13 protein-coding genes are annotated in these 14,391 nt (G+C 63.1%); 3 read left to right on the top strand and 10 right to left on the bottom strand.

What is annotated here, in order from left to right; genetic code table 11:
• Positions 1 to 464: 464 nt before the first annotated feature.
• The 6 genes from AC23D6_RS10060 to AC23D6_RS10085 form a co-directional block, all read right to left on the bottom strand.
• On the bottom strand, positions 465 to 926 hold the full coding sequence (locus tag AC23D6_RS10060; RefSeq protein WP_487749144.1) for a PRC-barrel domain-containing protein: 462 nt from the start codon (positions 924 to 926) through the stop codon (positions 465 to 467).
• Positions 927 to 1,036: 110 nt separating this feature from the next.
• On the bottom strand, positions 1,037 to 1,573 hold the full coding sequence (locus AC23D6_RS10065; protein WP_487749145.1) for a DsbA family protein: 537 nt from the start codon (positions 1,571 to 1,573) through the stop codon (positions 1,037 to 1,039).
• 2 nt (positions 1,574 to 1,575) lie between these two features.
• The gene (locus AC23D6_RS10070; protein WP_487749146.1) at positions 1,576 to 2,052 is read right to left on the bottom strand and encodes a redoxin domain-containing protein; all 477 of its coding nucleotides are present in this window, start codon (positions 2,050 to 2,052) and stop codon (positions 1,576 to 1,578) included.
• 207 nt (positions 2,053 to 2,259) lie between these two features.
• Positions 2,260 to 3,966, bottom strand: coding sequence for a cation:proton antiporter (locus AC23D6_RS10075; RefSeq protein WP_487749147.1), 1,707 nt, complete (start codon positions 3,964 to 3,966; stop codon positions 2,260 to 2,262).
• A 252-nt stretch (positions 3,967 to 4,218) separates the two neighbouring features.
• Positions 4,219 to 4,872 (bottom strand): BON domain-containing protein, encoded by a 654-nt coding sequence (locus tag AC23D6_RS10080; RefSeq protein WP_487749148.1) that lies wholly within the window; start codon positions 4,870 to 4,872, stop codon positions 4,219 to 4,221.
• A gap of 165 nt (positions 4,873 to 5,037) precedes the next feature.
• Complete coding sequence (locus AC23D6_RS10085; protein ID WP_487749149.1) at positions 5,038 to 5,532, bottom strand: hypothetical protein; 495 nt, start codon at positions 5,530 to 5,532, stop codon at positions 5,038 to 5,040.
• A 170-nt stretch (positions 5,533 to 5,702) separates the two neighbouring features.
• Between AC23D6_RS10085 and AC23D6_RS10090 the strand changes: the two genes are divergently transcribed.
• The gene (locus AC23D6_RS10090) at positions 5,703 to 6,617 is read left to right on the top strand and encodes a DnaJ C-terminal domain-containing protein (protein WP_487749150.1); all 915 of its coding nucleotides are present in this window, start codon (positions 5,703 to 5,705) and stop codon (positions 6,615 to 6,617) included.
• A gap of 97 nt (positions 6,618 to 6,714) precedes the next feature.
• Here the strand turns inward: AC23D6_RS10090 and AC23D6_RS10095 are convergent, their stop codons facing one another.
• From AC23D6_RS10095 to AC23D6_RS10105, 3 genes are all read right to left on the bottom strand, one after another.
• On the bottom strand, positions 6,715 to 7,299 hold the full coding sequence (locus AC23D6_RS10095; RefSeq protein ID WP_487749151.1) for a nucleotide exchange factor GrpE: 585 nt from the start codon (positions 7,297 to 7,299) through the stop codon (positions 6,715 to 6,717).
• 66 nt (positions 7,300 to 7,365) lie between these two features.
• Positions 7,366 to 9,261, bottom strand: a complete 1,896-nt coding sequence (gene dnaK, locus AC23D6_RS10100) for a molecular chaperone DnaK (RefSeq protein WP_487749152.1) — start codon at positions 9,259 to 9,261, stop codon at positions 7,366 to 7,368.
• A 1,003-nt stretch (positions 9,262 to 10,264) separates the two neighbouring features.
• A complete protein-coding gene (locus tag AC23D6_RS10105; RefSeq protein ID WP_487749153.1) occupies positions 10,265 to 10,522 on the bottom strand; it encodes a hypothetical protein in 258 nt (85 codons plus the stop codon).
• A gap of 156 nt (positions 10,523 to 10,678) precedes the next feature.
• On the opposite strand from AC23D6_RS10105, the gene AC23D6_RS10110 reads away from it, so the two are divergent.
• Positions 10,679 to 12,340, top strand: a complete 1,662-nt coding sequence (locus AC23D6_RS10110; protein ID WP_487749154.1) for an ATP-binding protein — start codon at positions 10,679 to 10,681, stop codon at positions 12,338 to 12,340.
• A gap of 412 nt (positions 12,341 to 12,752) precedes the next feature.
• On the opposite strand, the gene AC23D6_RS10115 is transcribed toward AC23D6_RS10110, so the two are convergent.
• Positions 12,753 to 13,775, bottom strand: coding sequence for a glucokinase (locus AC23D6_RS10115; RefSeq protein WP_487752608.1), 1,023 nt, complete (start codon positions 13,773 to 13,775; stop codon positions 12,753 to 12,755).
• A 151-nt stretch (positions 13,776 to 13,926) separates the two neighbouring features.
• On the opposite strand from AC23D6_RS10115, the gene AC23D6_RS10120 reads away from it, so the two are divergent.
• Positions 13,927 to 14,328: a CopL family metal-binding regulatory protein gene (locus AC23D6_RS10120; protein ID WP_487749155.1), complete on the top strand. Its 402-nt coding sequence runs from the start codon at positions 13,927 to 13,929 to the stop codon at positions 14,326 to 14,328.
• The last annotated feature ends 63 nt before the right edge of the window (positions 14,329 to 14,391 follow it).

Here is a 14,391-nt window from a genome sequence, read left to right on the forward strand (position 1 = left end):
GGCGAACATACCGCTGGCTTGCGGAGGACCGTCTCCGGTACCCCTGAAGGCGCCGTGTGCGCGCCGCGGCTCATCCGGGCGCCAGATCGCAGCGGACGCACCGCCGCGAGATTGAAGGTGGAACAGCACATCTCGCGGTGATGCCGGACACGAGGAACGGGCTGTGAAACCGATGCGGCGTCGCATTCAATGGACTACCCTCTATGACGCACGATGACCATCAGGCGCTGCAACACGGCAGCGCCATTCGAGAGCAATTCCGCGCAACGGGGCCCCGCAGGCGGCCAAACCGGACATGCCGTGTTTTACCGTGGGGCAGACGTCGATTTCTATGATGGCAGCCTACTCGCTTTGCACGAGGATTGCTGGTCTCTGTGACTCTTGCGAATGGAGCGGGCCGCAAGGGACAACTGCGGCCCGCCATGTATCCCCAGACGCCTCGGCGCGAGCCGCCAGAGGGCGCGTCACTTCTTGCCGTACTGGAATTCCGGAAGCTTCCTGAGTGCCTCTTTGGTTCCGCCAGGGAGGGAGGCACGCGTGCCGCCCGCTGTCATGGCCAGGCTTTGGAACGGCACCACGACAAGATGACCGCCAAGCCCCAGAAAGCCACCCACCTGCAAGACAGCCATGATGCGCGCGCCGGGCAGGATGACGAGATCGTCGATGGTGCCGATCTTCTCCCCCGCCGCATTGCGCACATCCATACCGATGAGTTTCGATGCCTGTAGACCGAGGGCCACCGTCTTGACGTCCACGACGACCAGTTCCACCGTCTGTGCATGGAGTGGCCCGGCGGAAAGCAGTACTAGAGCCGCGCCAAACACCAGGGGGGATGCCAGGCGCCTCAGCACACCCGCCCTCATCAGCCGGTCGATGGTTGCGGGCGTGACGCTGCGTAGTTTCGTATCAATCGTTATCGTCGACATGGGACAGCTCCTTGATGGGATGGTCAGCCGCTTCGCTGACGCGGCGATCATCGCGGCTGCTTCCGTACAGCGCCTTGATCGTTGTCATTTCCCGATGCAGGCATGCCGCTTCATCTGGCAGCCGCAAGCAGCGCGTTTTCGATGCTGACGGCGAGCTCCGGCACCGAATAGCCGGCATCGTGACGTATCCCGTTGACGAAGAACGTCGGCGTGCCATTCACCCCGCTACGTACGCCGCCCAGGAAGTCGGCCTTCACTTTGCTGGAGTGGACTCCCGACGCCAGTGCGATCCGCAGCGCGTTGGCGGATAGCCCAAGCGCGCTCGCCAAGGCAATCAATACATCGAAGCTCAAGCGCAACTGGTTGGCAAAAATGGCCTCGTGCATGTGCCAGAACTGCCCATGGCTTCCCGCGAATTCGGCGGCCTCCGCCGCCGCGCCCGCCATCGGATGGACCTCGGTCAGCGGGAAGTGTCGGAAAACCAGACAGATCCGGCTGCCGTAGCGCGCCACGATCTGCTTGACCGGCAACTGAGCGGCCGCGCAGTGGGGACATTGATAGTCGCCGTACTCGACCACCGTTACCGCCGCGCTGCGTGAACCCAGTGCGTGATCCGTGTCGGTCACAGGAACCTTGAGCGTAGCCATCGTCATCCTCCCTTCTTCGTCATTGCATCGAGTGCATCTAGAATGCCGTCGGCCCCCGGATTTACCGCGATGGGCGAGCAGTAGCTCCAAGTGATCGTCTGTCGCTCATCGATCACGAACAACGCGCGGTCGCAAACACCATCCGCGGGCCTGTACGCTCCATAGGAGCGCGCCACCTCGCCCTTTGGCTCAAAATCCGCCAGCAGCGGAAAATGCAGGTTCCTGGCCTGCGCGAACGCCTGGTGACACCAGGCGCCGTCCACCGATAGTCCGAAGATCTCGGCCCCTCGACTGCGGAACTCGGGAAGCACTTGGTTGTACAGCGCCATCTGGTCACCGCATACCGGGCTCCAGTCTGCCGGATAGAACGCGAGCACGACGCGCTTGCCTTGCATTTCGTCCAGAGCAAGCAGTTGATCCGGGGTCACATGGAGCCTGAAGCCTGGTGCCTGCGTACCGGCCTGGAGAATGGTCGACATGTCGTGGACTCGGGTTGAGGTTGTAAGGGCCGGCCTTTTGCCATGGCCGGGATGCAACGGATTCAGGCAGCGCGGCCTGAGCGGCCGGCACCGTCTACTACGGGTGGCGCCGATGTGAGGGAGTTCTCGGTGGGCTGGACGCAAGGCTAGCGATGCGGCGGTCGTCTTGCCTTGACAACCGTCAACGACGGTCCGGCGTGCGGCGTATCAGACGCCGACGCGCTCGTGTAGTTCCGGATTCAGTTCCGTGCGCAGCGCGGTGATGACCTTGGCGGCCTCGCGTTGGGACATGCCGCACAGGAGCATGGCCTGGTCAGCGAGTCCGAGACCGGCCGCCAGGTTCTCGGGAAACACGACCGTCGCCCCGGTCGCCGCCAGCCGGCCGATATCGCGATCATCGGAGGCACTGACCACACACGGCGTCTCTGGATTGCAGTCGCGTGCCACGTGGATAACACGCTCCACCGCCGAGGGGCTGTCGAAGGTCACGACCAGCAGCTTTATGCCCCGAAGGTCGGCCGCATCCAGGATGCGGCGATGCGTCGCGTCGCCAAACACCACACGATGCCCCAGCCGCTGTGCTTCGTTGAATCGGGTGAGATCGCGTTCGATCGCCAGATAGGGCTGGCTCGCTGCTTCGAGTGCGTTCGCCACCAGCCGGCCCACACGTCCACAACCGCACAGGAGCACCCATTCCTGATTCCCTCGGCTGGCTTCGCGTAGCGCTGCTTCAGTGGCGCGCGTGCGTGACCTGCCCGGCCCGGCCAGCTTTTCTGCGATCCCGCTTCGCTGGATCATCAATGGGGCGAGCCCCATGCTCAAGGCAAGCGCCAGCATGATCGGCTGGCCGATCTGCATGGGCATCAGTCCCGCACCCATGGACAAGGCCAGCAGCAGCAGTCCGAACTCACCCCCGTGCGCGAGCACCATCGCAACACGCAATGCCTGCGCCGCAGGCCTGCGAAGCAACAGCCCGGTAAGGAAAGTCAGTATCAGCTTGCCGACCACGAAGACGGCCATCCACCCCAGTACCACGTCGGGGCGGGACATGAGGATGGCAGGATCGATACCCATCCCCACGGTGACAAAGAACAGGCCCACAAGTACGTCGCGGAAAGGCCGGATGTCATCCTCCACCCTATGGCGAAAATCGCTTTCGCCGATCACGAGACCTGCGACGAAGGCGCCGATCGGCGTCGCCAGTCCGGCCAGCTGCACGACGTAGCCTGTCCCCAGCGCGACCAGCAGTACCGTCATCAGGAAAAGATCGGCCGAGCGCACCTTGACGACCCACGCCAGCGTCAGCTGCACCAACGGCCGCGTCAGCAGCGCCACTGTCACCAGCACCACCATGGCGGCGCCGATGCGCCAGACCACGGCAAGCGGATCCGGCTCACCCGGGTCGGACCAGGCGTCGACGAGGGTCAGCATTGGGATCGTCGCGAGGTCCTGGAACAGCAGGATGCCCAAGGCGAGCCTCCCATGCTGGCTGCTGATCTCGCCCTGCTCGGCGAGTTGCTTGAGGCTGATCGCGGTCGACGACATCGCCACCACGCCGCCAATCAACAACGCGACGCGAAGCTCGACATCGAACAGCACCAGGATGCCGGCCACCACGCCCAGCGTGATTCCCACCTGCAGGGCGCCGGCCAGCACCACGTCTTTTTTTGCCGCCCATAGCTTTGGCAGCGAGAACTCCAGGCCCACCATGAACATCAGGAACACGAGTCCCAGTTCAGCCAGGAAGCGTGTGCCCTCGCTTGCGGCCAGCAGGCCCAATCCATGCGGCCCGATGGCCAGTCCGGCGAGCAGGTAGCCCATCGCGGCAGGCATGCGCCAGAACGTGAAGAAGCCCACCGCCACGACGGAGGACAGAATCAGGATCAGGCTCGGGCTCAGCTGCAGATCGCTCATCTCGCTTCACCATGGGGACATTGTCTGGGCGTGCAACGGCACGCCGCGGCGGTACGCACTGTTTCCCGGTCTCGGCAGGGGGTTCGCGCAGCGCCAGGACGCGGGTACTCGCATGGTTCGAGACAGCCTTCAGAACCGAAAGTCAGGACGCATCGTGACTTTGCCCCACGCGGGCGCCGGCACTGCCACCCTCCTCGCGGGGCGGTGCCGGCTGAATCCATTCGACGCATCCTTGTGACGGCTGCTCTCGGGTCACGGGCTGATCGCGAGCCGGTTGTCGACCTTCGTCACCCCCGGCGCTCGCCATGCGGCGCGTTCGGCTTCCCGCCGCTCGGCCCATGAACGCACGGTTCCCTTGAGGATCACTTCGCTCCCATTGGCCTCAACCGTGATGCTGTTCGCTTCGAGCTCCGCATTGCGGCGAAAGGCATCTTCGATCTTCTTCTTGATGTCGGAAGGCGCGACCTGCGGCTTGAGCGAGATGAGGTTGCTGACGCCCTTGACGCCCCGCACGTGTCGCACCGCTTCTTCCGCACGCGTGCGCTGGTAGTTCCATTCGGCGGTGCCCTCGAGCGTGACCCAGCCGTTCTTGACGACCACCTTGAATCTCTCGTGCGAGAACGGCAGCTCGTTCTTCAGCGCGGTCGCAGCATCCCGGGCGATATCCGGATCGGGCCGCTCGTGCAGGGCCGGCAGGCGGACTTCGATGTCGTTCGCGACGGCGAGGACACCGGCTACTTTCTTTGTATCGCTTTCCGCGGAGAGCTTCTGGCTGTAGCTACGTACGAAACCCGTCAGTGTGACTACTCCGTCCTTGACGGAAACGCCAATATCCGTGGAATCGATATCCGGATCCCACTTGAGCTCCGCCTCGACATTGTGCTTGATATCGCTATCTGATTTCATGTGATTCTCCCGTTGTGAACGATGAGGGCTGCGTCGAGCGGCATCCGCCATGCGATCGCATCGAGGACACGTTAGGTCGAGACGGTCGTCGTCCGCATTGACGGTTATCAGATTCCGGGCAGGTTCGTTGCGACGTCCTTGGCTTTACCGAATCGGTCGCGCAGGTCAATGCGCGGTGAGGCGATCGATGTCGGCTTGCACCTTGAGCGTGGCGTAAAGCAGCGCGAATCCACGCATGATCAGGGCGTAGTCCACCCTGCCGGAGGCGAAGTCGTCAGCCATCCGGAGCAGTTCCGGATTCGACCGCTCCATCTCCTCGATGGCGTTCGCCGAGAAACTGTCGCCGTCTGCCGTGTCGATGCGTTCCAGGACCGCGTTGCGCGCAGCGTCCGTTACGCGCGGCAACGGGCTCAATCCGGGCGCTTCGTGCACGACCGGAAGTTCGGCCGTCAGAAGCCGATAGAACATGCAAAGGGCCACCCTCGCATGGTCCGGATCATCCAGATCGTCGATCCATTGCCTGGCGATATCCAACCACTCGGGGTTGTTCGCCTGCACATCCGTCTCGATCGTCGAGACGCAGATGGTCGGACCCAGGTCGTCGAATTCCCGCGACACGCGCTCCCTGGTGGTCGGTGAGACGCGCGGCAGGATGCTCATGGACTGACTCCCTTTTCAGGCATGTCCGCGTTGTGCGGTACGCAGGCCTGATGCCTGACCCACCCTTCCCGCCCCGGCGGCACGTCGCATTGACGACAGTCAATTCCCCCCCCCCCGGGCCTGCCCTACCTTTGACACAAAGCGCCATTCACCATCCGGGGCACCTTGAGATGGCCGGTTCCGATCCTTACGAAAGACTCGGATTGAAACGCGACGCGTCATCGGACGACATCCGCAAGGCGTATCGTAAGCTCGCCAAGCGATGGCACCCCGACGTGAATCCCGACGATGGGGAGGCGAAGCGCCGGTTTCAGGACATTGCCTCTGCATACGACTTGCTGCGTAACGAAGCGTCGCGGCGCCGGTACGATCGCGGGGAAATTGATGCCGACGGTGTCGAGAAGCCGGCATATCGCAGGCCTCGGAATGACAACCGTGGTGATCCGTTCGGGTCCGGTGACCAGGCCGCGCGTGGGGAGGCCGACTACGAGGATACTTACGATTTCTTCTCCGACATCTTCTCCCGCCGCAGCGCGGCCCCATTCCGTGCACGGGGAGCAGACAGGTCGTACCAGGTCGAAGTTGATTTCGTTGACGCCGTCAACGGCACCACGCGCCGCGTCGCCCTCCCGGACGGCGCCGTACTCGATGTGGCGATACCACCCGGCACGCGCGATGGACAGATGCTGCGCCTGCGCGGCAAGGGCGCTCCGGGCCCGGAAGGCGCCCAGCCGGGCGATACGCTCGTGCGGATCGTCGTGCGGCCCCACCCCTACTTCATCCGCGACGGCGACGATATCCGAATGGACCTGCCGATCTCGCTCACGGAAGCCGTAATGGGCGCGAGAATCCAGGTTCCAACTCCAACGGGGCCGGTCATGGTGACGCTGCGGCCCGGCAGCAATACCGGCCAGACCCGCCGCTTGAAGGGCAAGGGTGTGCCCGACCGCACCGGACGCCGTGGCGACGAGTACCTCACGCTGAAGGTCACGCTGCCGGAGACGCCGGATCCTGATCTGCAGGCATTCGTGGAGAACTGGAGTGCCGGAAAGGCCTACGACCCTCGGCGTGGACTGCCTGGATGAGCGACGCCCCACGTGACGCCTATGCCGCACTGGCATCCGAGACCTCGGGATCACCCACGCTGCCGACGTCCTGAAGCTCCGTGCGCGCGAGCCTGGTTCAAGGGTCGCCCGCCTCCTCTGGGGCGGCACTGGCCACACCGACAAGGGCCGGTCGCACCACGCGACCATGGAGTGTGTAGCCGGGTCGCACGACCTGCGTCACGCTGCCGGCGGGCGTGCCCGTGTCGTGCGTCTGGAAGCCCGCTTCATGCAGGTTGGGATCGAACGGCTCCCCGAGCGGATGGGAGCGCGCCAGGCCATGCTTCAGGAACGCCGCTTGCAGCATGCGACGCGTGGCCTCGACACCCTCCACCAACGGCGCCCATGCGGGGTCGCTTCGCTGGGCATCGGACATGTGCTCGAGCGCAAGCTCGAGGGTATCGGCCGTTGCGAGCAGATCGACCGCGAAATCCGTGATCGCGAAGTGCCGCGCATCGTCCCGGTCGCGCTGCGACTGTCGGCGCAGGTTCTCGCTATCGGCCATCGCGCGCAGGAGCTTTTCGTGCATCGCGGCAAGCTCCGCTTCCGCGGATCGTGCCTCCGGTCGCGCGGTCCGGTTCCCCTCTTTGGGAGACTGCCCGGCGAGCGACTCCGGCGGCGCCGCTTCGTTGCTTTCCATCAGCGAAGGCTTGTCTCGGTTCATGGCGTGGGGTGTCGGTCGGATTTGCTGTAGGCGCCGTCAGATACCGTCGGTCCTGGATGCCGGGCATTACGGCTTGTGCTCGTCGACCTCCTCGAATTCGGCGTCGACCACATCGTCCGTACTGGGCCGTGGGGCGGATCCGCCCGAAGAAGCTTGCGCTCCTTGACTTGCCGCTTCACTGATCTTCGCCGACGCCTGCCCCAGCGCCTGCGCACTGTTGCGGATTCTCTGGGGATCCTGGCCGCTGATGGCGGATCTCAGATCGGCGACCGCGGTCTCCACGGCGCGGCGCTCGTCTGCACTGAGATGGTTGCCATGTTCGATGAGGGCCTTGTCCATCGAGTGCAGCTGCAGCTCGGCCTGGTTCCTGGTCTCGGCAAGTTCGCGGCGCCTGCGGTCTTCTTCGGCGTTCGCCTCGGCGTCCTTGACCATGCGCGCGATGTCCGCCTCGCTCAGGCCACCGGACGATTCGATCCGTACCTTCTGTTCCTTGCCCGTGGCGTTGTCCTTCGCCGAAACGTGGACGATGCCGTTCGCATCAATGTCGAACGTCACTTCGATCTGGGGTTCACCACGCGGTGCGGGTTGAATGCCGACAAGATCGAACTGCGCCAGCGGCTTGTTGTCGGCCGCCATTTCCCGTTCGCCTTGGAACACGCGCACAGTGACCGCCTGCTGGTTGTCCTCAGCAGTCGAGAACACCTGCGACTTCCTTGCGGGAATCGTCGTGTTTCGCGGGATCACGCGGGTGAACAAGCCTCCCAAGGTCTCAATGCCCAGTGACAGCGGCGTCACGTCGAGTAGCAGGACATCCTTGAGATCGCCCTGCAGTACGCCGCCCTGGATGGCGGCGCCCGCCGCCACCACTTCATCCGGATTGACGCCCTGGTTCGGCTCCTTGCCGAAGAAGTTCTTCACCGCGCCCTGCACCTTCGGCATGCGCGTCATTCCACCGACGAGGATCACTTCCGCGATGTCCGCCGACTGAAGCCCCGAGTCCTTCAACGCCATCTCGCAAGGCCCGATCGTGCGTTGGATGAGGTCGTCGACGAGGGATTCGAGTTTCGCCCGCGTTAGCCTGATGTCCAGATGCTTGGGCCCGTTCTGGTCGGCCGTGATGAAGGGAAGGTTTACGGTGGTCTCGAGCGTGGAGGATAGCTCGATCTTCGCGGATTCTGACGCTTCGCGAAGGCGTTGCAGCGCCAGGCGGTCGGTCCGGAGATCGATTCCCTGCTGCTTCTTGAACTCTTCGGCAAGGTAATCCAGTACCCGCTTGTCGAAGTCCTCGCCGCCAAGGAAGGTATCGCCATTGGTGGCTTTAACCTCGAACACACCGTCGCCGATCTCCAGGATGGAGACATCGAACGTGCCCCCGCCCAGATCGTAGACCCCGATCTTGCCGCTGCCTTTCCGGTCCAGACCATATGCCAGCGCAGCCGCGGTGGGCTCGTTGATGATCCGCTTGACATCGAGACCGGCGATCCTGCCCGCATCCTTCGTCGCCTGCCGCTGCGCATCGTTGAAGTAGGCGGGCACGGTGATGACGGCTTCCGTTACCGACTCACCCAGATAACGTTCCGCGGTCTCCTTCATCTTCTGGAGGATGTAGGCGGAGATCTGCGAAGGCGAATAGGTCGTGCCGCGCAGCTCCACCCACGCGTCGCCGTTCTCTCCGGCCACGATCTTGTATGGCACCAGCCCTCGATCCTTTTCCACGATCGGATCGTCGAACCGGCGACCGATCAGGCGTTTGATCGCGTAAACGGTGTTCTCGGGATTGGTGATCGCTTGCCGTTTGGCGGGAAGTCCTACGAGTACTTCGCCATCTTTACCGAAAGCGACCATCGATGGTGTTGTCCGCGAACCTTCGGCATTCTCGAGAACGCGCGCCTGCTTTCCTTCCATGACCGCGACGCAGGAGTTCGTCGTCCCAAGGTCGATCCCGATGATCTTGCTGGCCATGGCGCGCCTCGCTTTGGCGTGGAGTGATCAACATCGCGAAGCGACCCGGTCGCCTGCACGTGTGTGCATTGAACCGGGGATGGCCACGCCTGGCCTTGACGATTGTCAATGTCTTCCTAAGTGAGGCGGGCTGGCTCCCATGCGCTTGGCACATCATTCGAGTGTCCACGCCGAGGTGGTCGCGCCAGCTCGACAGGCCCGCCTGCGAGACCATGTTCAGAAAAGGCCCTGCCGACTGGAGCTGCGCGATGCGACTGGAAGTACGACTGTTCCCTCTTCGCTGAATCACAGGGAGCCAGCCCTGCCCCGATCACTTGCTACCGCCACACGCCGCGCGTGTGGGGCTTCTGCAAGACGCTTCGATGCTGACTCGATCAGCGAGCGGCCACTTTGTGCCGAAGAACGGTACCACCCTCGATAACGATCCCTAATCGCTCAGCTTCGCGTAGGACGCTTTGCCCCGCTGTTCTGGACTGCATCAGGAAAACGTCGCGCTGTGACACGCCGAGGAATCCTCGCAACTTTACCGACCGCCTTGGGATCCTCACAAATTTACAGACTGTCGGGCTTTAGTAATCTTGTGAGGAATCCGACGCTATCGACAGCTACGCCATTGATCCACAAGTACGGCGAGGCTCGCAGAATTGATGATCCATCCTCATGTGCAAGCGCATTCACGTAGTCCCTGGCCCAGGCTGGACCAACCCGTTCCAAGGGAACCGGCCGAGTCGGCAGCGCTCACAACGCTTAGGCCGAGGCCACCGAGCACAAAGGCTTCGATTCCGGTCGGCAATCATCGACGACCCACAGCTCACGGCTTCACCGTTGCTCACCGTAACTGACGCCCGTCCCCGCGAGCATCTGCTTTCCAGTTCCAGCCTTGCAGTGATCGCTGAGGATCGACAACGCCGCTTACGAGCCCCAGCCTCGCTCGCCCACGGATACAGCACAGCCCGTCTGGGTCTGGAACATGGGCTTCGGCATGTAAGCGGTCCGCTCCAGGTCAGGCCGTCTTGGCTCCGCACTGCGTGGTCAGGGGAGCCGAGGCACCAGGCCCCCACCCTTTGCTCCGCATAAGCGCCAGCGCGGCGCGCTCGGCCTCTTCCCTAGACCTGTGCAACAGCGTCGTGGCTCCATGCCAGCGGGCACCGTCCGACATCTCGAGAATGAAGCGGCCCTGCCAAAACTCCACGCCGTCGTCGCTCCGCATCTGAACGGTCCGGACAGTCAAAACTTCCCCAAGTTCCGCGATCATCTTCATGGACAAGGCTCCCCCACACTCGGCCCGGTCAAGGTTTTAGCGTCACCCGGGGGTCCTGACAAGGTCGAAAGGTGCATGCCCACACAGACCACCCAAGACACGGCAGCTTAACGGGCTCTATTTAGACTCTCGGCCAGGAAATCGGCAGATGCTGAGATGAAAATGCTCCCGTCCATACTGAATTTCCGCGATAGGGGTGCGTTGCGCTACGCCTTTGCAATCCTTGTCAGCTTACTAGCGCTCTGGGTGCGTGTTCTTCTTGATGGCTCCTTGGACGGATACCCTTTCCTAACGTTTTTCCCCGCTGTACTGGTCTCGGCGTTATTGGGCGGCCTCGGACCGGGGCTGTTGGCGACAATCCTGTGCGGTCTGCTGGCGCAGTACTTTCTTGTCGATCCCAGATACAGCTTGGAGATCGCCGCCCCTTCGGGGTGGATTGCGTTAGGAATGTATGGCGCGACGGCCGCAGCCATGGTTGGGCTCGTGCATGGGATTACCCTCGCGTACGAAGGTCAACTTGAGGCCAAAAACGCTCTTTCCGAACTTAACAAAACGCTTGAAGAGAAGGTTGCGTTACGAACGGCCGAGCTTCAAGCAGAGGTGGCGGACCGCATTTCGGCGGAGGGACAGGTACGCCAAATGCAGAAGATGGAAGCCGTAGGTCAACTTACCGGAGGCATCGCGCACGACTTCAACAACATGCTGGCCGTCGTCATTGGAGCACTCGATCTTGCGAAGGTGCGGGCAGAAGCTCAGGACGACGCGCGCATCACGAAGTACATCGGTGTTGCCCAAGAAGGCGCCCAGCGGGCCGCTTCTCTGACTTCCCGCCTCATGGCGTTCGCTCGGCAACAGCCCCTGGCACCCCAAGCTGTCAACGCCAACCAGTTGGTCGATGGTCTTTCGCACCTTCTGCAGCGCACTCTCGGCGATCACATAGCGGTGAAGACTGAGCTCGATAAGAGGGTATGGCATTGTTTCGCAGATCCTTCTCAGCTCGAGAACGCGCTCATGAATCTGGCCATCAATGCCCGGGATGCTATGCCAGAGGGAGGCCTGCTCGAGGTAAAAACCAGCAACATTGAACTCGGATCAGAGCAGGCCTCCGAGATGCTGCTCCCGGTCGGCCAGTACGTGAGTATCGTCGTCCGGGACACTGGCATAGGAATGACGCCTGACGTCGCTGAACGCGTATTCGAGCCGTTCTATACCACCAAGGGCGTCGGAAAAGGAACAGGACTGGGACTGAGCCAAGTCCATGGCTTCGTCCATCAGTCCGGCGGTCACGTGCGTGTCGCTTCTACGCCTGGCGTCGGCACCTGCATCGAGCTTCTGTTGCCGCGCTTTGTGGGCCAGGTCGGATTGCCTACCCCGGTAGACACAGGTGTCGCCGAGCCGCAAATCACGGATAGCGCAACCGTACTTGTCGTTGAGGATGAGGCGCAGGTCCGTGAGATCGTTGTAGATGCGCTAACCCAGTTCGGATACATCGTGCACGCTGCGGAAGGACCGGATCAGGCGTTGCACAAGCTAGGGCAGCTGAAGCAGGTCAATTTGCTCTTAACCGACGTCATGATGCCGAGCATGTCCGGCACGTCATTAGCTACAGAAGCTAGAGCCCTCCACCCCGAACTCAAGGTGCTTTATATGACCGGTTATGCACCTGAGTCGATCATTCCTGAAGATGCTCGAAGGAGCGGCATGGCAATCCTGAAGAAGCCGTTTTCGGTCCGGGAGCTGGCAGAGGGGGTGCGCAACGCCATCGTGAGTGATGCCAACAACGCCGGAATAACGGGGCTCGGTCCGGCACATGCTTAGCGTTTACGCATCTTGCACTTGGCACTCACGCCGACGCACCCAGCACGACGATCAGACCGGAGTCGCCACGCAGCGGTCCTGCCGTTGTCGCGATACATCGCGACGTAAAAGGGATACCCGCGCCGGGTGGGAAGATGCCATTCCCTCCCCTACCCCCATAAATCTTCCTAATCCGGTTGCGGCCGATGTAACAATCTTGAAGAGCGCACATACTCAGAACGCAAGCGCTCAACCAGTGTGATTCTGCTGCAAGCGCGCAGGCGTGGTGCCGAGTGCGGCTGAGAATGCCTTGGTGAGATGCGACTGGTCACTGAATCCTAAGTCGAGGCGACGTCCGCCAGCGGCATCTGCCTGGATATCAGCTGCTGGCCCCGTTCAAGGCGACACTGCATGACAGATCGCAGCTGTTTGTCTAGCGAGGATTATCGGTAGCAGCAGGTATTGGGTTAGCTGAAAACCACGCCGCAGCCCCCAGCAATCCCAGCTGTCCGTGCTCCACCCGCCACACCGGGACCTGCTCCAGGCGTTCGGACATCACGCCCTTGTTGAGGTAGCGCTGGAGGAAGTGGCCGTCGTGGAGGAACTTAGGGATGTGGGCAGTGACACCGCCGGCGAGGTAAACGACTTTGGCACCGAAGATGATCGCGAGGTCGCCGACGAGGCTGCCCAGCCAGCCGCAGAACACCTGCAGCGTCTCCAGGGCCAAGTCGTCGCCGGATTCCGCTGCCGCGACGAGCGCGCCGGCGTCGGCATGGACCGCGATGCCGCCGCGCAGCTCGCACAGGCAGCGATACAGGTTCATCAGGCCGGTGCCGGACAGCACGTGTTCGTTATTGAGATGGCGGCGCTCGCGCAACAGACGACGGACCACGTCCATTTCCAGATCGTTGCCGGCGGCGAGCGCGGCCTGGCCGACTTCCGTGGCCAGTACGCGCGGCGGATGGCCTTCCATCCACAACGCCGCACCAAGCCCGGTGCCGGGACCGATCACGAGTGCCGGCGATTTCGCACTGCTTTCGGTGACGTCGGTCAGCGGCGACAGCGTGTCGCGCGCCAGCACCGGCATCGCGTTGGCCACGGCCTCGAAGTCGTTGATGAGGCGCACCCAGGACAGGCCAGCACCCTGGCGCGTCTGTTCCACCGACACCGCCCACGGCAGGTTGGAATTGATCAGCCGATCGCCTTCCAGCACACCGGCGATGGCGACGACGGCGCCCTGGCACGGATGGCTCGAGGCGTAGTCGCGCAGGATGGCGGCAAGATCCGGATGTTCGGCGCAGGCGTAGCGACGGTAATCTTGCACCTGGTCCGCGTCTGCACCGTCGGTCCAGCCCAGGCGCGCGTAGGTTCCCCCCACATCGGCGACGATGATCCGGGCACGGACCCCGTCCGGAACACCGCCCTCGGATACGCCTGCCGGCACCCTGCCCGTCATTACCGTGCCCGCCATCCGAATGCCATGCTGTCCAATGCCGAAGAAACGCGACAAGGATATCGTGTCCCTGTCATGGCGTGGTTGTGCGGGTGTGGACAAGCCTTGACCCTACGCCAAGGTATGTCCGTCAACGATGGCGTATCATGGCGACATGGCCCGATTCGCGCCCCTGCTGCGTGCCCTGCTCTGCCTGCTTCTGCTGGTGAACGGCAGCGCGTCCGCGCACATGGCCGCCGGCATGCCCATGGACGACGCGCCGAAGATGGCCGTGGCCCAGCACGACGCATCGATGCCGCCGTGCCATGAGGACGTCGACGCCGCGCAGAACACGGCGCAGGACACCGGCGACCAACACCCGCAGGACGGCATGCCCGATTGCTGCAAGGCGGGCGCCTGTGATGGCTTCTGCACCCAGCACGCGCCCGCCCTGGTCTGGCCACTCTGGCTGGGACAGGGCGCACCGCGGCATGCTGCGGCACCGGACTACCACGCGGATGGACACGCCTCCGCACCCCTGTCGCACCGGCACCGACCTCCCATCCTGGCCGCCTGACGCCGCTTCCGCGGCGCTGTCCGAATACCGGTCGCCGAGTGCGCACCGGTCCGCGATCACGAC

The organism is Pseudoxanthomonas sp. G3 (genome assembly GCF_057654715.1).